Annotated in this window: 26 protein-coding genes; 16 read left to right on the top strand and 10 right to left on the bottom strand. The window is 67.2% G+C overall.

Going from position 1 to position 21,815, the window contains the following annotated elements; genetic code table 11:
- Positions 1-109 precede the first annotated feature (109 nt).
- Genes ACW17X_RS08340 through ACW17X_RS08310 form a run of 7 tightly spaced genes read left to right on the top strand, consistent with a single transcriptional unit; the run spans position 110 to position 2,532 of the window.
- Positions 110-373, top strand: coding sequence for a head-tail connector protein (locus ACW17X_RS08340; protein WP_492096718.1), 264 nt, complete (start codon positions 110-112; stop codon positions 371-373).
- Positions 370-666 (top strand): phage head-tail adapter protein, encoded by a 297-nt coding sequence (locus ACW17X_RS08335; protein ID WP_492096717.1) that lies wholly within the window; start codon positions 370-372, stop codon positions 664-666. The genes ACW17X_RS08340 and ACW17X_RS08335 overlap by 4 nt, the downstream gene beginning before the upstream one ends.
- Positions 663-1,076 carry a DUF3168 domain-containing protein gene (locus tag ACW17X_RS08330; protein WP_492096716.1) on the top strand — a complete coding sequence of 138 codons (414 nt, stop codon included), beginning with the start codon at positions 663-665 and terminating at the stop codon, positions 1,074-1,076. Before ACW17X_RS08335 ends, ACW17X_RS08330 begins: the two co-directional genes overlap by 4 nt.
- A complete protein-coding gene (locus ACW17X_RS08325) occupies positions 1,073-1,483 on the top strand; it encodes a phage major tail protein, TP901-1 family (RefSeq protein ID WP_492096715.1) in 411 nt (136 codons plus the stop codon). The genes ACW17X_RS08330 and ACW17X_RS08325 overlap by 4 nt, the downstream gene beginning before the upstream one ends.
- Complete coding sequence (locus ACW17X_RS08320) at positions 1,480-1,815, top strand: GTA-gp10 family protein (protein WP_492096714.1); 336 nt, start codon at positions 1,480-1,482, stop codon at positions 1,813-1,815. Before ACW17X_RS08325 ends, ACW17X_RS08320 begins: the two co-directional genes overlap by 4 nt.
- Positions 1,812-2,012: a phage tail assembly chaperone gene (locus ACW17X_RS08315; protein ID WP_492096713.1), complete on the top strand. Its 201-nt coding sequence runs from the start codon at positions 1,812-1,814 to the stop codon at positions 2,010-2,012. Before ACW17X_RS08320 ends, ACW17X_RS08315 begins: the two co-directional genes overlap by 4 nt.
- Positions 2,002-2,532 (top strand): phage tail tape measure protein, encoded by a 531-nt coding sequence (locus ACW17X_RS08310; protein ID WP_492096712.1) that lies wholly within the window; start codon positions 2,002-2,004, stop codon positions 2,530-2,532. The genes ACW17X_RS08315 and ACW17X_RS08310 overlap by 11 nt, the downstream gene beginning before the upstream one ends.
- A 54-nt stretch (positions 2,533-2,586) precedes the next feature.
- Here ACW17X_RS08310 and ACW17X_RS08305 read toward each other — a convergent pair whose 3' ends face one another.
- Positions 2,587-3,291, bottom strand: a complete 705-nt coding sequence (locus tag ACW17X_RS08305; protein WP_492096711.1) for a DUF805 domain-containing protein — start codon at positions 3,289-3,291, stop codon at positions 2,587-2,589.
- Between the two features lie 97 nt (positions 3,292-3,388).
- On the opposite strand from ACW17X_RS08305, the gene ACW17X_RS08300 reads away from it, so the two are divergent.
- The 8 genes from ACW17X_RS08300 (at position 3,389) to ACW17X_RS08265 (ending at position 13,290) form a co-directional block, all read left to right on the top strand.
- Positions 3,389-4,000, top strand: coding sequence for a phage distal tail protein, Rcc01695 family (locus tag ACW17X_RS08300; RefSeq protein WP_492096710.1), 612 nt, complete (start codon positions 3,389-3,391; stop codon positions 3,998-4,000).
- Between the two features lie 2 nt (positions 4,001-4,002).
- Positions 4,003-4,650 (top strand): phage/gene transfer agent baseplate hub protein, encoded by a 648-nt coding sequence (locus ACW17X_RS08295; RefSeq protein WP_492096709.1) that lies wholly within the window; start codon positions 4,003-4,005, stop codon positions 4,648-4,650.
- 8 nt (positions 4,651-4,658) lie between these two features.
- On the top strand, positions 4,659-5,096 hold the full coding sequence (locus tag ACW17X_RS08290) for an NlpC/P60 family protein (RefSeq protein ID WP_492096708.1): 438 nt from the start codon (positions 4,659-4,661) through the stop codon (positions 5,094-5,096).
- A complete protein-coding gene (locus ACW17X_RS08285) occupies positions 5,097-8,786 on the top strand; it encodes a baseplate multidomain protein megatron (RefSeq protein WP_492096707.1) in 3,690 nt (1,229 codons plus the stop codon).
- Positions 8,787-8,875: 89 nt separating this feature from the next.
- Positions 8,876-9,796, top strand: a complete 921-nt coding sequence (locus ACW17X_RS08280) for a DnaJ C-terminal domain-containing protein (protein WP_492087853.1) — start codon at positions 8,876-8,878, stop codon at positions 9,794-9,796.
- A 23-nt stretch (positions 9,797-9,819) separates the two neighbouring features.
- Positions 9,820-10,977, top strand: a complete 1,158-nt coding sequence (locus tag ACW17X_RS08275; RefSeq protein ID WP_492096706.1) for a phosphoserine transaminase — start codon at positions 9,820-9,822, stop codon at positions 10,975-10,977.
- A 134-nt stretch (positions 10,978-11,111) separates the two neighbouring features.
- A complete protein-coding gene (locus ACW17X_RS08270; protein WP_492096705.1) occupies positions 11,112-12,407 on the top strand; it encodes an adenylosuccinate synthase in 1,296 nt (431 codons plus the stop codon).
- 76 nt (positions 12,408-12,483) lie between these two features.
- The gene (locus tag ACW17X_RS08265; protein WP_492096704.1) at positions 12,484-13,290 is read left to right on the top strand and encodes a response regulator; all 807 of its coding nucleotides are present in this window, start codon (positions 12,484-12,486) and stop codon (positions 13,288-13,290) included.
- A gap of 45 nt (positions 13,291-13,335) precedes the next feature.
- On the opposite strand, the gene rpoH is transcribed toward ACW17X_RS08265, so the two are convergent.
- The 5 genes from rpoH to ACW17X_RS08240 all read right to left on the bottom strand — a co-directional run bounded on the left by rpoH (position 13,336) and on the right by ACW17X_RS08240 (position 16,497).
- Positions 13,336-14,223 (bottom strand): RNA polymerase sigma factor RpoH, encoded by an 888-nt coding sequence (rpoH, locus tag ACW17X_RS08260; RefSeq protein WP_267514364.1) that lies wholly within the window; start codon positions 14,221-14,223, stop codon positions 13,336-13,338.
- A gap of 225 nt (positions 14,224-14,448) precedes the next feature.
- The gene (locus ACW17X_RS08255) at positions 14,449-14,745 is read right to left on the bottom strand and encodes a hypothetical protein (protein ID WP_492096703.1); all 297 of its coding nucleotides are present in this window, start codon (positions 14,743-14,745) and stop codon (positions 14,449-14,451) included.
- 48 nt (positions 14,746-14,793) lie between these two features.
- Positions 14,794-15,114: a hypothetical protein gene (locus ACW17X_RS08250; RefSeq protein ID WP_492096702.1), complete on the bottom strand. Its 321-nt coding sequence runs from the start codon at positions 15,112-15,114 to the stop codon at positions 14,794-14,796.
- Positions 15,115-15,217: 103 nt separating this feature from the next.
- Positions 15,218-15,523 carry a GNAT family N-acetyltransferase gene (locus ACW17X_RS08245; RefSeq protein ID WP_492096701.1) on the bottom strand — a complete coding sequence of 102 codons (306 nt, stop codon included), beginning with the start codon at positions 15,521-15,523 and terminating at the stop codon, positions 15,218-15,220.
- Positions 15,524-15,531: 8 nt separating this feature from the next.
- Positions 15,532-16,497, bottom strand: coding sequence for an RluA family pseudouridine synthase (locus tag ACW17X_RS08240; protein ID WP_492100454.1), 966 nt, complete (start codon positions 16,495-16,497; stop codon positions 15,532-15,534).
- Between the two features lie 135 nt (positions 16,498-16,632).
- On the opposite strand from ACW17X_RS08240, the gene ACW17X_RS08235 reads away from it, so the two are divergent.
- Positions 16,633-17,271, top strand: a complete 639-nt coding sequence (locus ACW17X_RS08235) for a DUF2799 domain-containing protein (protein ID WP_492096700.1) — start codon at positions 16,633-16,635, stop codon at positions 17,269-17,271.
- A 4-nt stretch (positions 17,272-17,275) separates the two neighbouring features.
- Here ACW17X_RS08235 and fba read toward each other — a convergent pair whose 3' ends face one another.
- The 4 genes from fba to gap form a co-directional block, all read right to left on the bottom strand.
- Positions 17,276-18,361, bottom strand: a complete 1,086-nt coding sequence (fba, locus tag ACW17X_RS08230; RefSeq protein ID WP_492096699.1) for a class II fructose-bisphosphate aldolase — start codon at positions 18,359-18,361, stop codon at positions 17,276-17,278.
- A 444-nt stretch (positions 18,362-18,805) separates the two neighbouring features.
- Positions 18,806-20,002 (bottom strand): phosphoglycerate kinase, encoded by a 1,197-nt coding sequence (locus ACW17X_RS08225; protein ID WP_492096698.1) that lies wholly within the window; start codon positions 20,000-20,002, stop codon positions 18,806-18,808.
- A 13-nt stretch (positions 20,003-20,015) separates the two neighbouring features.
- On the bottom strand, positions 20,016-20,351 hold the full coding sequence (locus ACW17X_RS08220; RefSeq protein ID WP_492096697.1) for a hypothetical protein: 336 nt from the start codon (positions 20,349-20,351) through the stop codon (positions 20,016-20,018).
- Between the two features lie 9 nt (positions 20,352-20,360).
- On the bottom strand, positions 20,361-21,368 hold the full coding sequence (gene gap / locus ACW17X_RS08215) for a type I glyceraldehyde-3-phosphate dehydrogenase (RefSeq protein ID WP_492026330.1): 1,008 nt from the start codon (positions 21,366-21,368) through the stop codon (positions 20,361-20,363).
- Between the last annotated feature and the right edge of the window lie 447 nt (positions 21,369-21,815).

Raw genomic sequence — 21,815 nt, 5'->3', positions numbered from 1 at the left:
GCCGCTCGCCCATTCGTTCGATGACAAACGGCGACGTGCGGCATGGATGGGGCGATGCTCGCCACTCGTCACACGCCACTCGCCACTTCCGAGCAAAGCGAGGTGAAACATGGCGCAGCCGGTGACGGTGGCGGAGGCGAAGCTGTTTCTGCGGGTCGAGCATGAGGCCGAGGACGGGCTGATCCAGACCCTGATCGCGGCGGCCCAGGCGCGGGTGGAGGGGGATGTGGGGGTGAGCCTTACCTCCACCTCGCCGGCGGGATTGAGGCTGGCGATCCTGATGCTGGTGCTGCGGGCCTATGAGCGGGGAGACGACGCGGGTGTTCCGCCGATCGACGAATGGGTGGCGTCCTATCGGGTGGTGCGGCTGTGAGGACCTTGGCGGGGCTGTTCCGGACGGTGGAGGCGGAGACGCTCTATGGCGGGCGGAGCGTGACGTTCGAGGCGGTTGGGTCGGCTTGGCTGAAATGCGGGGCGCGGCGGCGGGTCGAGCGAGGTGAAGGGGATCAGCGGCGGACGCTGGAGACCCTGAGCGCCGAGGCGCGAGCTGATGAAAGGCTGGCGGTCGGCCGGGTTCTGCGGTTCGGCGGGGCGGATTGGGACCTGGTTTCAGTGGAGGCGCTGCGGCCTGGGCGGGTCAAGCTGGGCCTGGAGCGGGTGCGATGAGGGATCACGAAAGCGCGCTGCAGAAGGCGGTTCTGGCGGCGCTGAAGGCGGATGCGGCGGTGGCGGCCCTCGTGGGTGCGCGAGTGTTCGATCAGGCGCCGGAGGGAGCGGCTTGCCCCTATCTGACGTTCGGCCGGTCCGAGAGCCGGCCGGTGGCGGCAGACGGGGGCGGGGTGGAGCAAAGGCTGACACTGACGGGCGTGTCGCGGTTCGCGGGATCGGAAGAGGCCAAGGCCGTGGCGGCGGCGGTGCGGGCGTGCCTGCACGAGGCCGTGCTGGAAGCGGACGGGGTTCGGACGGCGACGCTGAGGGCGAACTTCGCCGACGTGTTCCGGGCCGGGGATGGGCGTCGGACCTATGCCGTGGTGCGGCTGAGGGCGGTGACAGAGGACGGGGGAGAAGACGGATGACCGCACAGGCGGGCAAGGACATGCTGCTGAAGATCGAGGGCGCGGCGGGCGTCTTTACGACAGTGGCGGGGTTGAGGGCGCGGACGATCTCGCTGAATGCGCGGACGGTGGATGCGACCGACGGCGACAGTGCCGGCCGGTGGCGCGAGCTGCTGGCGGGGGCGGGGGTCAAGTCGGCGGCTGTGTCGGGGCAGGGGATCTTCCGCGATGCGACGTCGGACGCCCTGGTGCGTGAGGCCTTCTTCGATCAGGCGGCGAAACGCTGGCGGCTGGTGGTGCCGGACTTCGGCGTGCTGGAGGGACCGTTCCTGGTGGCGGCGCTGGAGTACGCCGGTGAGCACGAGGGGGAGGCGACGTTTGCGCTGAGCCTGGCCAGCGCGGGCGAGATCGGGTTTTCGGCTACATGAGCGGCTGGGACTGGCCCCCCTCGGGCCGCGGGGCCCTCTCCCCCCAAGGGGGGGAGATTGGGGCGCGGGGCGAGGCGGGCGTGGTTTTGGGCGGAGTGCGGCGTCGGGTGTGTCTGACGCTGGGGGCGCTGGCGGAAATCGAGACCGGGCTAGCGGTCGAGGGGCTGGCGGCGGTGGCGGACCGGATGAAGGCTCTGTCGGCGCGGGACCTGATGGTGGTGCTGGCGGCGGTGCTGCGCGGTGGCGGCGAAGGCGCACCTGAGGTGGACGCCGTCGAGCCGTGCGAGGCGGCGCGGGCGGTGGCGGCGGCGTTCGAGGCGGCGGCGCGGTGACGGCGGAACATACGCCCCAATTGACCCCGTGGGGCGAGATGTTGCGGGCGGCGATGCGGATGGGGGTGACGCCCGAGGCTTTCTGGCGGCTGTCGCTGAAGGAGTGGCGGATGCTGACCGAGACGCCGCGCGCGACGGCGCCGATGGGACGCGCGGGCCTGGCGAAACTGATGGAGGACTGGCCGGATGAGGGATGAGTTCGGGCGGGGCGGGATCGACGATGTGCCGCAGAAGGCCGCCGAGGCGGGGGCGGCGCTGGAGGCGCTGAAGGGGCCGGCCGAGGATGCCGCCAACGCCATCGAAGCGGCGTTCGGCAGGGCGGGCGACAGTCTGACCCGGTCACTGGCGCGGGCGGCGGCGGACGGGGAGGTGTCGCTTTCGGAGCTGGCGAAGGCGGTGCTGAATGCGGTGAACGCGGCCGCAGGATCCGGCGGTTCAGGAGGCGAGCTGAGTGCGGCGATCCAGGCGGCGGTGTCGAGCTTCAGCGGGGCGCGGGCCGACGGAGGGACGGTCTTGGGCGGCGGGGCCTATCTGGTCGGGGAACGCGGGCCGGAGGTGTTTCGGCCTGCAACTGGTGGCGAGATCGGGCCAGCGGCGGGCGGCGGGGTCACGGTCAATGTGACGGTGGACGGCGGGGCGGCAGCCCTGCTGCGGTCCGAGGCCCAGGTGGCCCAGATGCTGGCGCGGGCGGTCAGCCTGGGCGCGAGACGGATGTAGAGTGGAGAGGCGAGTGGCGGCGAAGAACGCCGACCACTCGCCCTCGCGTTGGGCTTATTCGCCCTTGGGGTTCGGGCCGAAGCTGTTGTCGCCCTTCTGGCCTTCAACGAGACCGATCCACAGCAGGAAGATCAGGGGAACGACGGCCGAAAGCAGGAAGGCGATCATGCCGGGGCCGATCAGGGCCAGGAGGGCGGCCGGGTCTTCGTCGAAGTCGTAGTCGGTCATGCCGTTGGCGACGGCGGCCATGCCGACCATGACGATCCCGACTATGAAGAAGACAATGGATGAGACCCACGGAATGGCGATCAGCCAGCCGGTCTTGCCCATGTCGTGCAGACGTTTCACCGAGATCGCCAGGTTGGGCCAGATCAAGGCAAGTGAGATCAGGCCGCCGATGATCGGCAGCCAGCTGGCGACAACGCCGACGCCCAAAAGGACCAGCCAGCCGATCCAGAAATGGCTCCGGCGGGTGCGACCCTCGAACGACAGGAACAGCTTCTGCCAGTCGAAGCCGGCGACGGTGGTGTCGGTCGAGGCGGACAGGCCGCCGGCGACGCCGACGGTGGAGGGGCCGCCGGCCAGGATGAGGATCTGGGTCGCCTCTGCGCCCTCCGGCACGAAGTCGACGCGAACGCCGGCGGCGGGAACGGCCGGCGACTGAAGCCCGGATGAGATGAAGCTGTAGCGCACGCCGTCGTCGCCGCTGATCAGGCCGGTTCCGGCCGTGGTGTCGTAGCTGAGGATTTCGCCGCGCAAGTCTTCGCTCCCGTCTTGATACGGCCGTGGCGGCCGCAGTGCCGCGAGCATGGACGAGCGGCGCATTGCGAACAAGTAAAACAGAGGACAGGTTTGGATGGACTTCCATGAAGTGCGCCTGCCCGCGCGGCTGGCCTTCGGTTCGACCGGAGGAGTGGAGCGGCGGACGGAGATCGCGACGCTGGCGTCCGGGTTTGAGCGACGGTCGACGCCGTGGGCCCTGGGGCGGCGACGGTATCTGATCGGGGCGAACCTGAGGTCGCTGGACGACATGGCCGAGCTGATCGCCTTTTTCGAGGGGCGGCTGGGGCGGCTGCACGGGTTTCGGTTCAAGGACTTCGCCGACTTCAAGTCGTGCCCGCCGAGCGGGACGGTGTCGGCGGAGGATCAGGTGCTGGGCGTGGGCGACGGAACGCGGACGGCGTTCCAACTGATCAAGGCCTACGGCGACGTGGAACGGCCGATTTCCAAACCGGTCGAGGGATCGGTTCGGGTTGCTGTTGGGGGCGTCGAAATCTCGGGCTTTGCGGCGGATGCGGCGACAGGGGCTGTGAGGCTGGCGGTCGCGCCGCCGACCGGGGCGGTGGTGACGGCCGGCTTCCTGTTCGACACGCCCGTGCGGTTCGACACGGACCGGATCGAGACAACGCTGGAGAGTTTCGACGCCGGGCGGATGGCGGCGGTTCCGCTGATCGAGGTTCGGGTCTGATCATGAGAGACGTACCGGACGAAATGGCCGCCCGCATCGAGAGCGCGGCGGCGCGGCTTTGTCATGTCTGGCGGCTGGAGCGGGTCGACGGGACGGTGACGGGGTTCACCGATCATGACCGCGACCTAGTGGTGGACGGGGTGATCTGTCGGGCCGGGAGCGGCTGGACCGCCGGGGCGGCGGAGAGCGCGGTGGGTCTGGCGGCGGGCGCGGTTTCATTGGCAGGGGCGTTGGACGACGCGGCGATCAGCGAGGCGGATGTGGCGGCGGGCCTGTTCGACGGGGCGGCGGTGGAGCTGTGGCGGGTGGACTGGTCAGAACCCAGGCTGAAGGTGCGGCTGTGGACCGGGACCCTGGCACGAATACGCCGTGAGGAGGGGCGTTTCGTGGCCGATCTGGAAGGGCCATTGGCGAAGCTGGAGCGGGTGATCGGGCGGACCTATGGGCGGATGTGCGACGCGCGGCTCGGCGACGAGCGCTGCGGGGTCTTGGAGGCGGCGGGGCGGCGGTGTGACAAGCGGTGGGAGACCTGCGTCCGGACGTTCGGCAATGGCGTGAACTTCCGAGGGTTCGCGGATGTCCCGGGAGACGATTTCTTGACGGCCTATCCGGCGGGGAACGCGCGGAACGACGGCGGGAGCCGGCGGTGAGGGGAGAGGTGATCGCCGCCACCCGGTCCTGGCTGGGCACGCCATATCGGCATCAGGCCAGTGTGAAGAACGTGGGGGCGGACTGCCTGGGGTTAGTGCGCGGGGTGTGGCGCGAGGTGGTTGGGGACGAGCTGGAGACGCCGCCGGCCTATTCGGCGGACTGGGCCGAGACCGGCGGGCGCGAGACCCTTCTGGAGGCGGCGGAGCGGTGGCTAAGGCCAGTGCCGGTCGAGGATATGCGGGCGGGTGACGTGCTGGTGTTCCGGATGTCGCCGGGCGCGGCGGCGAAACACTGCGCGATCCTGAGCGATCGCGATGGGCCGGAGCCGAGGATGATCCACGCCTATTGGGGCCGGGCGGTGGTGGAAAGCTGGATGGGCGTCTGGTGGCGTCGGCGTCTGGTGGCGGTGTTCCGGTTCCCGCAGCGTGGTTTGCAGGAGGGTTGAATGGCGCAAGTCGTACTGAGCGCGGTGGGGCAGTCGGTAGGCGGGCCGGTCGGTCGGGTGATCGGGGCGACGATCGGGCGGGCGATCGACAATCGGGTGATCGGATCGCTGTCGCCGGCGCGGCAGGTCGGGCCTAGGCTGGAGGCTCTGAAGGTGCAGGGGACGGCGGAGGGTGCGCCGATGGCCTGTGTCTTCGGACGGGCGCGGGTGACGGGGCAGGTGATCTGGGCGGCCCGGTTTTTGGAAAGCAAGAACAAGGGACAAGCGGGCAAGGGCGGATTGAAGACGGTCGATTATGTCTATTCGCTCAGCTTCGCCGTGGCCCTGTGCGAGGGGGAGATCGACGGCATCGGAAGGGTCTGGGCCGACGGGCGGCTGATGGACCTGAGCGGCGTGGCGATGCGGGTGTATCGCGGGGGCGAGGCACAGACGCCCGACCCGCTGATCGAGGCGGTCGAGGGGGATGCTTCGGCTTACCGAGGCACGGCCTATGTGGTGTTCGAGGACCTGCCATTGGGGCCGTTCGGGGATCGGGTTCCGCAGCTGAGTTTCGAGGTTTTTCGTCGGCCGCGCGGGGCGGAGTCGCGGCTGGAGGATCTGCTGGAAGGCGTGTGCCTGATCCCCGGCGCGGGTGAGTTCGCCCTGGCGACTGAGGCGGTGGTGCGGCGCGAGGGGCTGACGCGGACGACGGCGGAGAACGGCCATAATGGCGAGGGGCGGGCGGACTTGGTGGTGTCGCTGGATCAGCTGCAGGCGCAGTTGCCGAATCTGAAACGGGTCAGTTTGGTGGTGGGGTGGTTTGGGGATGATCTGCGGGCGGGCGCCTGCCGCGTGCGGCCGGGGGTGGAGCGGCGGAGCAAGCCTACCGAGCCGATGATCTGGTCAGTGGCGGGGTTGGAGCGCCACCAGGCCTATGAGGTCAGTCGGGTGGATGGGGCGCCGGCCTATGGAGGGACGCCGTCGGACGGGAGCGTTCGGCAAGCGATCCGGGAGCTGAAGGCGCGGGGGTTGGAGGTGACGTTGTACCCCTTCGTATTCATGGATTGCCCCGGCTATCCGTGGCGGGGACGGGTGGCGGGCGTGGACGGTGCGGGCGCGACGGCGGAGATCGCGGCCCTGTTTGGCGGGGCCGAGGATTGGGGGCTGCGGCGTATGGCGCTGCACTACGCCCGGATCGCCGCCGAGGAGGGCGCCGACGGCCTGCTGATCGGGTCGGAGATGCGGGGCGTGACCTGGACGCGGGATGCGGCTGGGGGCTTTCCGGCGGTCGAACAGTTTCAGCGGTTGGCGGCTGAATGCCGGGTGGTGGTCGGGCCGGAGGTGAAGCTGTCTTACGCGGCCGACTGGAGCGAATATTTCGGGCGGCAGAACGGCGGAGAGGTGGTGTTCCATCTGGACCCGCTATGGGCCGATCCGAACATCGACCATGTGTCAATCGACTGGTATCCGCCGCTGACCGACTGGCGCGAGGGCGACGGCGGCATGGATGCAGCCGTGTTCAGCGGCGCGGCGGACCCGGCCTATCTGGCTGCGGGCGTCGCGGGCGGGGACGGGTTCGACTGGTACTATGCGAATGAGGTGGATCGCGCGGCGCAAGTGCGGACATCCATCGTCGATACGGCGTATGGCGAAGATTGGGTGTTTCGGCCCAAGGATCTGAAATCCTGGTGGTCGAACGCGCACCATGACCGGCCGTTCGGGGTGCGGAGCGCGATGCCGACGGCCTGGGGTCCTGGGATGAAGCCAGTGCGGTTGTCAGAATTCGGCTGTGCGGCGGTGGACCGAGGCGGCAATGCGCCGAACCTTTTCCAGGATCCCAAGAGCAACGAGAGCAGTCTGCCGCCGGGATCGACCGGAGCGCGTGACGACGCGGTGCAGCGGGCGGCGCTGGAGGCGGTGCTGAACCACTATGGTCGGGCCGAGAACAATCCGGTGTCTGCGGTCTATGGCGGGCGGATGCTGGAAGGCGCGGATGCCTGGTGCTGGGACGCGCGGCCTTACCCGGCCTTTCCGGGGCGGGCGGATGTTTGGGCGGATGCAGGGGCTTGGAGGGCCGGGCATTGGCTGAACGGACGGCTGGCGGGCGATGGGCGCGACCTGATCGAAGCTGTGTTGTGGCGCGGGGGACTGGCGGCGGACGAGAAGATTGTCGAGGGAATCGAGGGGCGCGCGGCCGGCTATGTCATCGACCGACCGATGCGGACGCGCGATGCGCTGGAGCCCTTGCTGGCCGCCTTTGACGCCGTAGCGGCCGAACGCGACGGGCGGGTGGCGGTGTTGGGCCGGACCGCCGTTTGCGCCGATCTTAGGCGGGAGGCTCTGGCTTTGCCGGACCAGGGGGCGGCCGAAACAGCCGACCGAGCACTGGAGCCAAGACCCGGTGAGGCGCGGGTGCGCTTTGTCGACGAAGTGGCGGACTATCAGACTGGAGCCGTGACGGTGCGGGCCAACGACGGTGCTGCCAGGACCGGCGGCGGTGTCGATCTGGACCTGCCGTTGGCGTGCGGCGACGGTTTGGCGCGGGCGGCAGCGGTGCGGGCCTTGGAAGAAGCAGGCGTGGAGACGGTCACCCTGGCGCTGGGGCCGCTAGAGGCCTTGCGGGTGGAGCCGGGGGATGTCCTGCGCCCTGAGGGGCGCCAAGGCGATTGGCGGGTAACGCGTGTCACGGCCGATGACGCTCCGTCCGCCGTGCTGGAACCGATTGGAGACAGGCGATCCTACGAGGACCAGGTCGGTGGAGGCGGCAGCGAGACGCCTGCTGTGGTCGGGGCGCCCTTCGTGCGGGTCATGGACCTGCCGCCGCTGATCGGCCGCGAGGACGATGGGCGGCCAGTCGTGGCGGCGGCGGCGGAGCCGTGGCGGACGATGCGGCTGCACGCCGGAGCCTCCACCAATGCTCTGACCGAACGGGCAGACATGGCCGCGCCGGCGACGGTCGGGGTGCTGGTCGATCGGCTGCAGCCTGGGGTGCGTCACCGCTGGGACGAGGTCAACGCGATCATCGTCCGTGTCGAGGGGGCGGCGCCGGGGAGCACGAATGAGACGGCGGTGCTGGGCGGGGCCAATAGGCTGGCGGTCGAGACGCCTTCGGGGTGGGAGGTGGTGCAATATCGATCGGCCGTGCTGGTTGGGCCGGAGATCTGGCGGCTGACGGGTCTGCTGCGCGGGCAGCAGGGAACCGAGGTCGAGATGCGGTCGGGGCCGCGGTCCGGTGCGGTCGTGGTATTTCTGGACGACAGGCTGGCGCGGGCGGAGATCGGGCGGAATGAGCGGGGATTGCCGCTGGTCTGTCGCGTCGGACCTGCGGGGGCTGCGCCGGGAGGGGCGGGGTTCAGCGAGCTCGGCTTCACCTTACACGGGCTTTATGCGCGGCCTTGGTCTCCGGCAGGACTGACGGTCGAGGCTGGGGACGAAGGATTGGCGGTGCGCTGGACACCGCGCGTGCGGCTGTACGGCGACGGCTGGGACGGCGAGCCGACCGCAGTTGATCCCATCCTGTTCCAGGTCCGGGTGCTCAATGCCGATGCGGTGGTGCGGGCGATGGAGGTCGAGGGTACGACCGTTCTTTATTCCGCAGCCGATTTGGCCGCAGACTTTCCGGGCGGGGTGACGCCCACGGCGCGTATCGGCGTAGCGCAATGGGGCGAGGGGTTCGGCTGGGGCGTCGAGGCGGAAATTGGGCTGGTCTGAGCAAATATGCCGGGTTCGGGCCTTTGCGGGGGCGGGGGCATGGCTTAACTGACGGCCTCTCGGTGTTTTCAGTTGGAGCGGCAACGCACGTGGCAGGCGATCCCTATAAGGAACTAGGCGTTTCGAAGGGCGCGAGCGCGGACGAGATCAAGAAGGCGTTCCGCAAACTGGCCAAGGAGCTGCACCCCGACAAGAATCCCGGGGACAAGATCACCGAGGACAAGTTCAAACGGGTGACGGCCGCCTTCGATATCCTGGGCGATGCCGAGAAACGGGCCAAGTACGACGCCGGCCAGCTGGATAACGACGGCAACGAACAGTACCGGGGCTTCGGCGGCGGCGGCCGTGCGGGGGGCGGTCCGTTCGGGCAAGGCGGCTTTTCGGGCGGCGGCGGCCCTGGCGGGCGCGCCAACTTCGAGGGCGTCGATCTGGACGACCTGTTCGGCATGTTCGGCGGCGGCGGGCGTCAGCGCGGCGCGCGGGACTTCACCGCGCGCGGTCAGGATGTGAAGGCGACGCTGGACATCAGTCTGGAAGACGCGATCGCCGGGGCGACCAAGCGAATTCAATTTTCTGATGGACGCACGCTGGATGTGACCATTCCCAAGGGGGCGGCGGATGGCCAGACTATTCGCTTGCGGGGGCAGGGATCGCCCGGACGTGGCGCCGAGAACGGTGACGCCCTGATCGAGCTGAAGATCGAGCCGCACCCCATCTACAAGCGTGACGGCGCGGACCTGACTATGGATCTGCCGGTTTCGGTGCCCGATGCGGTGCTGGGCGCCAAGGTGCGGGTTCCAACGCCCGAGGGCGTGGTGCAGATGACGATTCCGGCCGGCTCCAACTCGGGCAAGCTGTTGCGGTTGAAGGGACGGGGCGCCTTCGCCCAGGGACGGCGCGGGGATCTGCTGGCGCGGCTGGTGGTGACCCTGCCGGACGAGCCGGACGCGGCCCTGGTCAAATTCGCCGAAGACTGGCGCGCCAAGCGGCCGTATACGCCGGGACGTTGAGCCGCGCTCGAGCAGGGGACACCATGATCGCAAAGCCCGATATGAAGCCGGCGCGGCCGTGGTTTTCGGCCGGCCCGACGGCCAAGCGGCCGGGTTACAGCCTGGCGGGCCTGCGGACCGATCTGCTGGGGCGCGGCATTCGCGCGCCGGAAGTGGTGGAGCGGTTCGCGCATGGCCTGCGGCTGACGCGGGCGGTGCTGGAAGTCCCCGACAGCCATGTGCTGCTCTATACGCCGGGCTCCGACACCGGCGCGGTCGAGGCGGCCCTGTGGGGCATGCTTGGCGCTCGGCCGGTGCAGGTGGTGGCGTTCGAGAATTTTGGTCTGACCTGGCTGGCGGACGTGCGGGATCATCTGGGATTGGAACCGGAAGCCCTGACGGCGCCCTGGGGCGAACTGCCGGATCTTAGCCGGGCGGACTGGTCCAAGGACGTGGTGTTTCCATGGAACGGCACGACCTCGGGCGTGCGCGTGCCGGACGCCGCCTGGATCGCCGACGACCGCGAAGGGTTGGCGATCTGCGACGCCACCTCGGCCGCGTTCGCCATGGATCTGCCCTGGGACAAGCTGGATGTGGTGACCTTCAGCTTCCAGAAGGCGCTGGGCGGGGAAGCGGGCATTGGAGTGGTGGCCCTGTCGCCGCGCGCGGTGGCGCGGCTGGATTCCTACCGGCCGGATCGGGCCATTCCCAAGCTGCTGCGGCTGACGGACGGCAAGAGGTTCGACCGGGCGCTGGGCGATGGGGTGGCGATCAACACCTTCTCGATCCTGACCCTCGAGGACTGGATTGACGCGCTGGAGTGGGCGCAAGTGATCGGCGGCTTGCGCGAACTGATCCGGCGGACCGATGCGAATTATGGAGCCTTGGCCGAATGGGTGAAGCGGACCGACTGGATTGATTTCCTGCCCGACCGGCCCGAGATCCGCTCGACCACCTCGGTCTGTCTGAAATTCACCGACCCACGCATCGCCGCTCTGGACGCCAAGGCGCAGAAAGCCTTCGTGATGCGGTTCAAGGCTTTGCTGGAAGGCGAGGCGGCCGTGTTCGACATGGAGCCCCACCGCAATGCGCCGCCGGGACTGAGGCTGTGGTGCGGTTGCACGGTCGAGGTCGCCGATGTGGTCGAGGCGACGCCGTGGCTGGAATGGGCGTTCGAGACGGCCGTGGAGGAACTGTCGTAAAATACGACGGTTCGGGACGACACCGGACGATTCCCCCGCTATAGGCTGCGCCCGCATTCAGACCGTCGCGATGCTGCGGCGCCTGCTGGTTTTGACGCGTTTTCCGAGGAGAACGCTAAGGCGGAGTACGGACTTTGGCGAACGTAGCGGTGGTCGGCGCCCAGTGGGGCGACGAGGGCAAGGGCAAGATCGTGGACTGGCTGTCCAACCGCGCCGACATGGTCGTGCGGTTCCAGGGCGGTCACAATGCGGGCCATACGCTGGTCGTGGATGGCAAGGTCTATAAGCTGGCCCTGCTGCCCTCGGGCGTGGTTCAGGGCAAGCCGTCGATCATCGGCAATGGCGTGGTTGTGGACCCCTGGCACCTGGTGGGTGAGATCTCGAAGATCGAGGCTCAGGGCGTGGCCATCAGCCCCGACATCCTGACCATCGCCGACAACGCCTGTCTGATCCTGCCGATCCATCCGGCGCTGGACGTGGCGCGCGAAGCGGCCGCCAGCGCGCCGGGGGCTAAGATCGGCACGACCGGGCGGGGCATCGGCCCGGCCTATGAGGACAAGGTCGGCCGCCGCGCCATCCGGGTGTGCGACCTGGCCAATGAAGACGACCTGAAGGTCAAGATCGAGCGTCTGCGCTCGCACCATGATCCGCTGCGTGCGGGCCTGGGGCTGGAGCCGATCGACCCGGAGGCGCTGCTGGCGTCGCTGCTGGAGATCGCGCCGAAGATCTTGCCCTATGTGAAGCCGGCCTGGCGCGTGCTGGATCAGGCGCAAAAGGACGGCAAGCGCGTGCTGTTCGAGGGGGCGCAGGGCGCCTTCCTGGACGTCGATCACGGCACCTACCCTTACGTGACCAGTTCGAACACCGTGGCGGGCCAGGCGGCCGCCGGATCGGGCATCGGGCCGCGCGGCGTCGGCTATGTGCTGGGCATCGTGAAGGCCTATACGACCCGCGTCGGTGAAGGCCCGTTCGCCTGCGAGCTGGATGACGAGGTCGGACAGCATCTCGCGACTGTCGGCCGCGAGGTCGGGGTGAATACGGGCCGGGCGCGGCGCTGCGGCTGGTTCGACGCCGTGCTGGTGCGCCAGTCGGTGGCGATCAACGGCATCGACGGAATCGCCCTGACCAAGCTGGACGTGCTGGACGGGTTGAAGACGCTGAAGATCTGCGTCGGCTACAAGGTTGATGGCGAGGTACTCGACTATCTGCCTTCCAGCCTGAAGGCCCAGGCGGCGGCCGAACCCGTATTCGAGGAACTGGAAGGCTGGAGCGAAAGCACCGCCGGGGTCCGCAGCTTCAAGGACATCAATGCCAACGCCATAAAATATGTGCGGCGGATCGAGGAACTGATCGGCGCGCCGGTGGCTCTGCTGTCGACCAGTCCCGAGCGGGATGACACGATCCTGATGCGAGATCCCTTCCAGGGGTGAGACGAAAAGGCGCTTCGATTCAACGGGCCTTAACCAGCAGAAGCTAGGGTTCCGACTGAAACCGGAGCAGAAGCCCTTGTTCACCGCCGACACCAGAACCCTGAGCCGCATCGAGCCCGCAGTGCGCCGGGTCGTGATCGTCGAGCCGAACGTCGCCGCCTCGCGACTTCTGTCCGACATCATGAAGGGCCTGGGCGCGCGCGAGGTTTATGTCGCGGTGAACGAAGAAGGCGCGCTCGAGCTGCTGCGCGATGTAGAGCCGGGAATCATCTTTACCGAACGCGCCGGCGAGGCGCTGAACGGGGAGACCTTGGCGCGGCGGATTCGTCGGTCGAACATGGCGTGCCGCACGGCGCCGATCATTATGATCACCAATGAGGCCACGGCCGCCGCCATCAAGGGCGCGCGCGACGCCGGCGTGCACGAGTTCCTGCGCAAGCCCTATACGATTGGCGACCTGTTCAAACGGGTGGAGAACGTCGCCTTGAAGTCACGGCCCTGGGTGGAGGCCGTCGGCTACGTCGGTCCTGATCGGCGTCGCTTCAACTCTGGCGAATATTCCGGAGCGCGCAAGCGCCGGGCTGACGGCGCCAGCGGCGTCAAGATTGACGTCAAGGATCAGGCCATCCGAATCTTGGCGGCGGCCATAGCCCAGTTTGATCAGGATCCCGCTCAGGCTATCCGGGCGATTCACCAGCAGGCCCAAACTTTAAAGGGCCTGGCGGTCAAGGGCGGTGACGCCAAACTGGCTATTGCAGCCGGCGGGCTGGAAGCCTTCATGGGATCCGGCGCCGTGACCAAGGCGGGGCTGTTGATGCCGATTGACGAACTGTTGGCGACTGCAAGATCGGCTCCTGTAGTCGAGATGGCCCGGGCGTCCTGAGCCGACGTCACCTGAGGCGTCGCCACAGGTGACGTCGGCTTCGGATCAGGCGTCGACGAGGTTGCGCTCTTCAGCGGCGGCGCGCATGGCCTTCTGCAGCTTCTCGAAGGCGCGGACCTCAATCTGGCGGACGCGCTCGCGCGACACGCCGTACTCGCCGGCGAGCTCTTCCAGAGTGACGGGGTCATCCTTCAGGCGGCGCTCGGTCAGAATGTGTTTCTCGCGATCCGTCAGCTCTTCCATGGCCTCTTGAAGGAGGCTCATGCGGATGCCCTTTTCCTCGTCTTCGGCGAGTTGGGTTTCCTGGGAAACGGCCGTATCGTCGGCCAGCCAGTCCTGCCACTCGCTTTCACCGTCGGCGCGCAGCGGCGCGTTCAGCGAGGCGTCGCCGCCGAGGCGGCGGTTCATGTTGGTGACTTCTTCCTCGCTGACGCCCAGCTTGGTGGCGATGGCGGCGAGGTGTTCGGGGTGCAGATCGCCTTCCTCGAAGGCCGAAATCTGGCTCTTGGCCTTACGCAGGTTGAAGAACAGCTTCTTCTGCGCGGCGGTGGTGCCCATCTTCACGAGCGACCAACTGCGCAGGATGTATTCCTGGATCGAGGCGCGAATCCACCACATGGCGTAGGTGGCCAGGCGGAAGCCCTTGTCCGGGTCGAACTTCTTGACGGCCTGCATCAGGCCGACATTGCCCTCGGAAATCACTTCGCCGATCGGCAGGCCGTAGCCGCGATACCCCATGGCGATCTTGGCCACGAGACGAAGGTGCGAGGTCACGAGACGGTGGGCGGCCTCGGGGTCCTGGTGCTCCGACCAACGCTTGGCGAGCATGAACTCCTCGTCCTTGGTCAGCATCGGAAACTTGCGGATTTCCGTCAGATAACGCGACAGGCCTTGTTCAGGCGACATCACCGCGAGCGTACTATTGGCAGCCATATGGTCCCTCCGACCGTCAAACGAGCGGGCTCTTCGTCGTCGGCCACGGCGTGTGCGCCAACGTCTCACCCCTCAACCGGTAAAGTAGCGATGGGTTGCCGCCGTTTTTAGATGCGCAGGTCACACAAAAGCGTGACCGTTACCCCGGCGCCACTCGTGCCGGCTGGCGTCAGATATAGAACTTGGTCAGTTGCTATTCAAGACGCGCCTCTGGCTAGTCGCAGATCAGTCGCCATTCATGGTGACGATTTGCTGGCGGCGCAGTTGGTCAGCGGCGAGCGCGCGCTCTTCCGGAGTCAGATCAGCAGGCCGGCAACGCCGAACGGGAAAACGCGATCCGACGACCGGCTCGTTGCGGCAGACCAATGGCCGTCCGGCACGGCGTTCTTCCGCCGCCGTTCCGTTCGAGCGGGTCGCCGTGGTGGCTTCGGCAGTTTGAACCGGAACGGCAGATGAGTCGGTTGGAAGGGGTAGCGTTGTCGTCTGACCGGAGAGCGCAAGAGCGAATGCGATAATGATCATGGCGTGAAACCTCTTTGTATAATGGTGCTATTTAATATCGTTTTCTGCTCAAAACTGACTTCCGTCGGCCCTCATGTTTTGACCTTGTTGCCGGCGCAACTGATCGGCGGCAAGCGCGCGCTCATCTGGTGTCAAATCGGCAGGCCGGCAGCGCCGGACAGGGAAGCGCGACCCAAGGACAGTCTCATTCCGGCAGATCAAACGGCGCCCGGCGCGGCGTTCTTCTGCCTCACTTCCGTTTGTTTCTGCGGTCGCGACTTCGACAAGTCTCGGTTCGGCGGGTTGAACCTGCTGCGTGGAAGATGCGGTTGGAAGCGGCAGGCTTGCGGTCTGCCCAGATAGAGCGAGCGCAAAGACGAAGACGATCATGGCCTGAAATCCCTGTTTATCTACTGATGCTATGTCAGGGACGGGCGTTCTGACAACTCGTGGGCGAGCGAAAGTGATCGGTAGAGGCTTGTCCGCCCCCGCGTCAGAGTCCCAGAAGTCCCCGATAGGTGGGATGCACGACGTCGGCGTACTCGGGATGCTTCTTTAGATAGGCTGAGAAGAAGGGGCAGACCGGCAAGATCAAAAGGTCTCGCGCCCGGGCGTCCGCCAGCACATGTTTCGCCAACCGGCTCGCGATGCCTTGGCCTTCGAGACGTTCCGGCACGAGAGTCTCGGTGATCATCAGGTTCGGCGGAGACAGGTTGTAGGTGACGACCGCCACCTCGCCATCCACGGGCAGTTCGTAACGCTTGAGCTCGGCATTGTCGTGAATTTCGGGGTCGAGCATGGCAGGCCTCAGAAGTCAGAGAGCAGGGCTTCGAGCCTCATCATATCAGGGGGCGGGGCGGTCTCGAAGCGCAGGGTTTCGCCGGTGACCGGATGGACGAAACCGAGGACGGCGGCGTGCAGGGCCTGACGGCTCAGGCCGGCTTCCGCGATGGCGGCCCGCACCGGCGCGGAGGGGCTGCCCGAGCCATAGGTCCCATCGCCGAGGATGGGCGAACCCTTGGACGACAGATGGACGCGGATCTGGTGGGTGCGGCCGGTGTGGAGCGTGCAGGCGACACGGGCGGCCATTGGGGCGCCCCCCGCCTTGGCCGGTTCGCCGAAGGTCGTCTGGACGACATAGTCGGTGATCGCCTCGCGGCCGCCGGCCTTCAGCACAGCCATCTTCTTGCGGTCGCCGGTCGAGCGTCCGATGCGGGTTTCGATCCGGCCTCTGTACGGCGACGGCGCGCCGCGCGTCAGGGCGATATAGGTGCGTTCGATATCGTGGGTTGCGAATAGGGCGGACAGGCCTTGGTGGGCGCGGTCGGTCTTGGCGGCGACCATGACGCCGGAGGTGTCCTTGTCCAGGCGGTGGACGATGCCGGGCCGGGCGACCCCGCCTATGCCCGACAGACTGTCGCCGCAGTGGGCGAGCAGGGCGTTGACCAGGGTGCCTGTCTCGCAGCCCGGCGCCGGGTGGGCGGCCATGCCGGCGGACTTGTCGATAACGATCAGGTCGGCGTCCTCGTACAGGACCGTCAGGGGGATGGCTTCGGGCTGAGGCGTCGCCGGGGCGACGGGCGGCAGGGCGACGATATAGAGGCCGGGCTGGGCCTTGGCGGAGCCGCCGGTCAGGACCGAGCCGTCGCGACGGACAGCGCCTTCCGCCAGCAGAGCCTGGAGCCGGGCGCGGGACAGAGTCGGGAAGGCGTCCGCTAACACCTTGTCCAGGCGACCCCCGGGCGCGTTGATGCGGGCTTCCAGCACCTCCATGGCGGCTGGGGGCGGGGGCAGGTCGTCTTCGTCGATCAGATCAGGGTCGGACACTTGCGCTCCCTAGCATGACGCGCGGCTTGCGCGATGACCTGTCGTCGTTCGATAGTGAAGCTTGGGGCGGAGGGGAATCCGATGAAGCGTTTTCTGATCACGGGCGGCGGGATCGCTGCAGCGGCGATGCTGGGCAGTTGCACGACCATGACCAAGGACGAGTGTCTGGCCGGCGCCTGGGGGGAAAAGGGCTATGCCGACGGGGCGGCAGGCTATCCGATGAGCCGGCTGGACGACCACGCCAAGGCCTGTGAGAAATATCAGGCGCCGCCCAATCCGGCCGCCTATGGATCGGCGCGCGAGGACGGGCTGAGAAGCTATTGCACCTTCCAGCGGGGCTGGGTCGAGGGGCGGGCGGGCAATAGCTACTACGGCGTCTGCCGCCCCGAAGAGGAGGCGGAGTTCCTGCCCGCCTATAATGACGGGCGCAGGCTGCATGAGGTCGAGGCGGCGGTCGAGAACGCCGAAAGCGCGCTGAGCAGCGCCGAGTCCCGTATCGAGGATCGCGAGGACAAGCTGGACGCCAAGCAGCGCGAACTGCGCCAGGACGGGCTGACGGACGAACAGAAGCAGCGAATCCGCGACCGGATCGACGAAGTACGCGGGGAAATCCGCGACGCGCGTCGCAACGCCCGAGAAGCGCGCGACGCGCTGGTTCGCGCCGAATGGGACCTGCGCCAGGTGCGCGGCGAACTGAGCGGCCGCTACCCGGTGTTCTGATCGATCAGGCGGCTTTGACGGCGGCGCCGCGGAAGGACGGGTCAAGGTCGCCCGAGGCGTAGCGGTGAGCCATCTGGGCGGTGGACAGGGGGCGGATGCGCGACGCCTGACCTTCGCAGCCGAACTGCTGATACCGCTCCAGGCAGAGCTTCTTCATCGCGGCCTTGGCGGGCTTCAGATAGGCGCGCGGATCGAACTCCCGCGGGTTTTCCATCAGCGCCTTACGGATGGCGCCGGTGATGGCCATACGGTTGTCGGTGTCGATATTGACCTTGCGCACGCCGTGCTTGATGCCGCGCTGGATTTCTTCGACCGGCACGCCCCAGGTCTGGGGCATTTCGCCGCCGTACTGGTTGATGATGTCCTGCAGGTCCTGCGGCACCGACGAGCTGCCGTGCATCACCAGGTGGGTGTTGGGCAGGCGGCGGTGGATGTCCTCGATCACATTCATGGCCAGGATGTCGCCGTCCGGCTTCTTGCTGAACTTGTAGGCGCCGTGGCTGGTGCCCATGGCGATGGCCAGGGCGTCGACCTTGGTCGCGGCGACGAAGTCGACGGCCTGATCCGGGTCGGTCAGCAGTTGCGAATGATCGAGCTTGCCCTCGAAGCCGTGGCCGTCTTCCGCCTCGCCCATGCCAGTCTCCAGCGATCCCAGCACGCCCAGCTCTCCCTCGACCGAGACGCCGCAGGCGTGGGCCATTTCGGTGACGCGGCGGGTGACCTCGACATTGTATTCGTAGGAGGCGGGCGTCTTGGCGTCCTCCTCCAGCGAGCCGTCCATCATCACCGAGGTGAAGCCGTACTGGATGGCGGTGGCGCAGGTGGCCGGGCCGTTGCCGTGGTCCTGGTGCATGCAGACCGGGATATCGGGATAGAGTTCAGCCAGGGCGTCGATCAGCTTGGCCAGGACGATGTCGTTGGCGTAGTTGCGGGCGCCGCGCGAGGCCTGGATGATGACCGGGGCGTTGACCTCGTGGGCCGCCTCCATGATCGCCAGACCCTGCTCCATATTGTTGATGTTGTAGGCGGGCAGGGCGTAGTCGTTCTCCGCCGCGTGGTCGAGCAGCTGTCGCAGCGTGATGCGCGCCATGATGAAATCTCCTGAGCCGAAAGTCTTTTATGATTGGGCGGGAGACTAGCGTTGCGGCGCAACAAAGTCACGCCGTGTAACAACCACCTTCCTGGGATATTACGAAGTCGGGGGCGCGATTCCGCTGCGCCTCCGCGTGTGCAAATCCCGTGGATCACCATCGGTGCGGTTGTGCGAACAACCGATGCGTGAGATCGTCGGCGTGGTTTACACGTTGGAATCGAACGATGCGTACGTTTTTGATGCTCGCTCTATCGGCAGGGCTGAGCGCGTGTGCGACGCCGCCAAAAATCGATTGGGCGGGGTCTATGGCAAGTGTCCTGGAGGGCGCGTGCCGACAATCCTCACGCTGCGATGTGCCGGCCTGTAGGGATCCGCAAGCCGCTTCTGGGGCGTGCGACAATCCCTATCCCGGACAGTACGGCGTGGCACGGGCGCCGACGGTTAAACCCTGAGGGCCTCGACGCCGGGCAGGGGCTTGCCCTCCATCCATTCCAGGAAGGCGCCGCCGGCGGTGGAGACGAAGGTCATGTCGTCCGAGACGCCCGCGTGGTTCAGGGCCGAGACCGTGTCGCCGCCGCCGCCGACGGCGACCAGCACTCCGGCCTTGGCCAGAGCCGCCGCATGGCGGGCGACGGCCACGGTGGCGGCGTCGAAGGGCGGAACCTCGAACACGCCCATAGGGCCATTCCAGATCAGGGTCTTGGACGCCGTCAGGGCCTCCAGCAGGCGGGCGACCGTGGCCGGACCGGCGTCCAGAATTTTGTCGTCGGCCGACAGGGCGCCGCCGGCGACGACGGGGCGTGACGCGGCGCCCGGCTTGACCTCCGTCGCCACCACGAAATCGACCGGCAGCAGCAGTGCACAACCCCGCGCCTCGGCCTCGGCCATGATTTCGCGGGCCGTGTCGGCCATGTCGCGTTCGGCCAGCGAACCGCCGATGTCGATGCCCTGGGCGAACAGGAAGGTGTTGGCCATGCCGCCGCCGATGGCAAGCCGGTCCAGCTTGCCGACCAGGTTCTTCAGCAGGTCCAGCTTGGTGGAGACCTTGGCGCCGCCGACGATGCCGATGAGCGGCTTTTGCGGATTGCCCAGGGCGGCGTCCAGGGCGTCCAGCTCGCGGCGCATGGACTCGCCGGCATAGGCGGGCAGGTGGTGCGCGATCCCTTCGGTCGAGGCATGGGCGCGGTGGGCGGCCGAGAAGGCGTCGTTGACATAGATGTCGCCCAGGTCCGCCAGTTTCTGGGCGAAGACCGGATCATTGGCTTCTTCCGCCGCGTGGAAGCGCACGTTCTCCAGCAGGACCACGCCGCCGGCGTCCAGGTCGCGGATGGCGTCCACGGCGTCCGGGCCGATGCAGTCGTCGGCGAAGCGGACCGGGGCGCCGAGCAGTTCCTCCAGGGGCAGGACCACCGGCTTCAGGCTCATCGACGGGACGCGCTGGCCCTTGGGACGGTCGAAGTGGGCCAGCAGCGCGACCTTGGCGCCGGCGTCGCGCAGACGCTGGATCGTCGGCAGTGCGACCCGCAGCCGGGTGTCGTCCGTGACCTTGCCGCCCTCCATCGGGACGTTGAAGTCCACGCGGACCAGGGCGGTCTTGCCGGCGAGGTCCTTGGCATCGTCGAGGGTGCGGAAGGTCATGATTTAAATCCAGCTAGGCTGCGCCCCAGCTGAGCGCGATGTAGGTGAAGGCGAGTGCGGCCAAAAAGGTTAGCCCAAGGATCAGCAGCGACGCGATAGTCGCGGCGTTTTGGAGGTTTCGGACTATCCCTCTCGTAGGACGCGGATCGGTCCAGGAGAGCCAGAGATACGTCGTGAATGCCGCGATCGGCGCCCACACGAGAAAGTAAGAAAGGGGAAGGCCCAGATCGCGCAGTTTCCATCTCGCCGAGGTTACCAGCAGGCCCTCGAAGGAGCCCGCCAGCGTAATCACCGCGATGAGAGCGAACGGCGCTGACAAAAGAACCAGGATTGTCAGCACCGCTCTCATTTCAAGTTCTTAAAGGAACTTCGCCATCACCAGGGCCGTGTCGGCCATGCGGGTTGCGAAGCCCCATTCGTTGTCGTACCAGCTGAGCACGCGGGCCAGCTTGCCGTCGACGACCTGGGTCTGGGGCAGGGCGGCGGTGGACGAAGCGGCGATGTGGTTCAGGTCGCTGGAGACCAGCGGATCGGTCGTCGTGAACAGGACGCCCTTCATCGGACCGTCGGCGGCGGCCTGAAGCGCGGCGTTGATCTCGTCCGCCGAGGTGTCGCGGCCGGAGACGACCTTCAGGTCCACGACCGAGACGTTCGGGGTCGGGACGCGGATCGACGAGCCGTCCAGCTTGCCCTTCAGTTCCGGCAGGACCAGACCCAGGGCCTTGGCGGCGCCGGTCGAGGTCGGGATCATCGACAGGGCGGCGGCGCGGGCGCGGTACAGATCCTTGTGCATCGTATCCAGCGTCGGCTGGTCGCCGGTGTAGGAGTGGATGGTGGTCATATAGCCGCGCTCGATGCCAAACAGGTCGTTCAGCACCTTGGCGACGGGGGCCAAGGCGTTTGTGGTGCACGAGCCGTTCGACACCACGATGTCGTCGGCCGTCAGGGTCTCGTGGTTGACCTTATAGACGATGGTCTTGTCCGCGCCCTCGGCGGGAGCCGAGACTAGGACGCGCTTGGCGCCGGCCTTTAGGTGGGCGCTGGCCTTGTCCTTGGCGGTGAAGATGCCGGTGCACTCGAAGGCGATGTCCACCTTCAGTTCGGCATGCGGCAGGTTGGCCGGATCGCGCTCGGCCGTGACCTTGATCTTGCCCGTGCCGACGTCGATCCAGTCTTCGCCCGAGGTCACCGTGCCAGGGAAGCGGCCGTGCACCGAGTCATAGCGGAACAGGTGGGCGTTGGTCTCCACCGGGCCCAGATCGTTGATCGCCACCACTTCGATGTCCGTGCGGCCGTGCTCGATGATCGAGCGAAGGACGAGACGGCCGATGCGGCCGAAACCATTGATGGCGACGCGAACGGTCATGGGGAGGCTCCTCTGAACGATTATGTTGTTGGGCGTCTCAATGGAACTGTCGCGGCCCGGTTTCAACCCCGCCGCCGCGCCTTAAGCCTAACTTGGCGTGAGCAAGCGTTGCGGTTCGGGTGAGTTTGGAGAGCGCCAGGCAAGAAACACCTCTGCGGAGGCGGTTTGGCATGCATTGAGCAAAATTTTTGCGACAGGGGTTGTGCGACTCCGGCCGGTATGGTTTCTTGGCGTCAGAACAAGGAGCCCCCGTGGCCACGATGACGCGCGACATGATGAAGGGACGCACCGCTCAGGCGGTAGTGGCCGTTCGCGCGCCGAACGGCCTAGAGGCCCCTGTATTCCTCATTCTCCTCGTACTCCTCGGCCTGCTTACGCAAGCGGCGTGGATGCACGCGACCTGACCTAGACACACTCAGGATCGCCTCGCACCACCCCGCTCCCGAA

It is taken from the genome of Brevundimonas sp. FV1ye4L, from assembly GCF_058681255.1.
Note: the sequence above shows the minus strand (reverse complement) of the source record. Positions and strands in the feature narration are given on the sequence as shown.

Excerpts from the sequence above, each read along its gene's own strand:
- ACW17X_RS08340 (WP_492096718.1), top strand. The coding sequence starts at position 110 with ATGGCGCAGCCGGTGACGGTGGCGGAGGCGAAGCTGTTTCTGCGGGTC.
- ACW17X_RS08330 (WP_492096716.1), top strand. The coding sequence starts at position 663 with ATGAGGGATCACGAAAGCGCGCTGCAGAAGGCGGTTCTGGCGGCGCTG.
- ACW17X_RS08325 (WP_492096715.1), top strand. The coding sequence starts at position 1,073 with ATGACCGCACAGGCGGGCAAGGACATGCTGCTGAAGATCGAGGGCGCG.
- ACW17X_RS08320 (WP_492096714.1), top strand. The coding sequence starts at position 1,480 with ATGAGCGGCTGGGACTGGCCCCCCTCGGGCCGCGGGGCCCTCTCCCCC.
- ACW17X_RS08310 (WP_492096712.1), top strand. The coding sequence starts at position 2,002 with ATGAGGGATGAGTTCGGGCGGGGCGGGATCGACGATGTGCCGCAGAAG.
- ACW17X_RS08300 (WP_492096710.1), top strand. The coding sequence starts at position 3,389 with ATGGACTTCCATGAAGTGCGCCTGCCCGCGCGGCTGGCCTTCGGTTCG.
- ACW17X_RS08295 (WP_492096709.1), top strand. The coding sequence starts at position 4,003 with ATGAGAGACGTACCGGACGAAATGGCCGCCCGCATCGAGAGCGCGGCG.
- ACW17X_RS08285 (WP_492096707.1), top strand. The coding sequence starts at position 5,097 with ATGGCGCAAGTCGTACTGAGCGCGGTGGGGCAGTCGGTAGGCGGGCCG.
- ACW17X_RS08275 (WP_492096706.1), top strand. The coding sequence starts at position 9,820 with ATGATCGCAAAGCCCGATATGAAGCCGGCGCGGCCGTGGTTTTCGGCC.
- rpoH (WP_267514364.1), bottom strand. The coding sequence starts at position 14,223 with ATGGCTGCCAATAGTACGCTCGCGGTGATGTCGCCTGAACAAGGCCTG.
- ACW17X_RS08255 (WP_492096703.1), bottom strand. The coding sequence starts at position 14,745 with ATGATCATTATCGCATTCGCTCTTGCGCTCTCCGGTCAGACGACAACG.
- ACW17X_RS08250 (WP_492096702.1), bottom strand. The coding sequence starts at position 15,114 with ATGATCGTCTTCGTCTTTGCGCTCGCTCTATCTGGGCAGACCGCAAGC.
- ACW17X_RS08245 (WP_492096701.1), bottom strand. The coding sequence starts at position 15,523 with ATGCTCGACCCCGAAATTCACGACAATGCCGAGCTCAAGCGTTACGAA.
- ACW17X_RS08240 (WP_492100454.1), bottom strand. The coding sequence starts at position 16,497 with ATGGAGGTGCTGGAAGCCCGCATCAACGCGCCCGGGGGTCGCCTGGAC.
- ACW17X_RS08235 (WP_492096700.1), top strand. The coding sequence starts at position 16,633 with ATGAAGCGTTTTCTGATCACGGGCGGCGGGATCGCTGCAGCGGCGATG.
- fba (WP_492096699.1), bottom strand. The coding sequence starts at position 18,361 with ATGGCGCGCATCACGCTGCGACAGCTGCTCGACCACGCGGCGGAGAAC.
- ACW17X_RS08225 (WP_492096698.1), bottom strand. The coding sequence starts at position 20,002 with ATGACCTTCCGCACCCTCGACGATGCCAAGGACCTCGCCGGCAAGACC.
- ACW17X_RS08220 (WP_492096697.1), bottom strand. The coding sequence starts at position 20,351 with ATGAGAGCGGTGCTGACAATCCTGGTTCTTTTGTCAGCGCCGTTCGCT.
- gap (WP_492026330.1), bottom strand. The coding sequence starts at position 21,368 with ATGACCGTTCGCGTCGCCATCAATGGTTTCGGCCGCATCGGCCGTCTC.